This window comes from Vibrio sp. Y176 (genome assembly GCF_033438945.1).
The window spans coordinates 1-799 of sequence record NZ_JAWOQS010000352.1 but is presented as its reverse complement, the minus strand read 5'-3'; the positions used below and the strand labels follow the sequence as shown (position 1 = coordinate 799).

Annotated in this window: 1 protein-coding gene; it reads left to right on the top strand. The window is 48.2% G+C overall.

What is annotated here, in order from left to right:
* Positions 1-799 (top strand): prephenate dehydratase domain-containing protein (locus R7O13_RS26020; RefSeq protein WP_318305092.1); only part of this gene is annotated, 799 nt, incomplete at both ends.

The following is a 799-nucleotide window of genomic DNA, read 5'->3' as shown; positions in this document are numbered from 1 at the left end:
GATTTCCAACGGCCGAGACAAATACGAACTCGACGCTCAGTACATCACCAAACTTTTCCACACCATCATTGAAGATTCGGTCTTACTTCAACAAGGTTATCTGCAAAACCTTGTTAACCCGCAACAAAGCCGCAAGCCACTTGCACGCGTCGCTTTCTTGGGAGCCAAAGGTTCTTACTCGCACTTGGCAAGCCGCGAATATTTCAGTCGTAAAAATACCGAGCTTATCGAGCTAAATTGTGAGCATTTCAAAGAAGTGACTCGAACGGTGGAATCTGGCCATGCTGATTACGGTGTGCTGCCCATCGAAAACACCAGCTCGGGCTCGATCAATGAAGTATATGACCTACTGCAACACACCACGCTGTATATTGTTGGTGAGCTGACTCAACCTATCGAGCACTGCTTAGTTGCAACGAAAGACATTCGCCTCGAAGACATCAAAACACTGTACTCGCATCCGCAACCGCACCAACAGTGCAGCGAATTCTTAAGCCGTATGAAAGGCGTGAAACTTGAGTCTTGCGCAAGCACAGCAGACGCGATGCAAAAAGTCCAAGAGATGAATCGTGATGATGTGGCCGCAATTGGTAATGCTTCAAGTGGTAAGTTGTACGGCCTGCAAGCGATCCAAGGCAACATCGCAAACCAAACCGAAAACCACACACGCTTTATTGTCGTCGCGCGTAAACCAGTTGAAGTCTCAACACAAATTCCAGCCAAAACGACGTTGATTATGTCGACCTCCCAGGAAGCGGGCTCATTGGTTGAAACTCTACTGGTACTGCAACGCTACGGC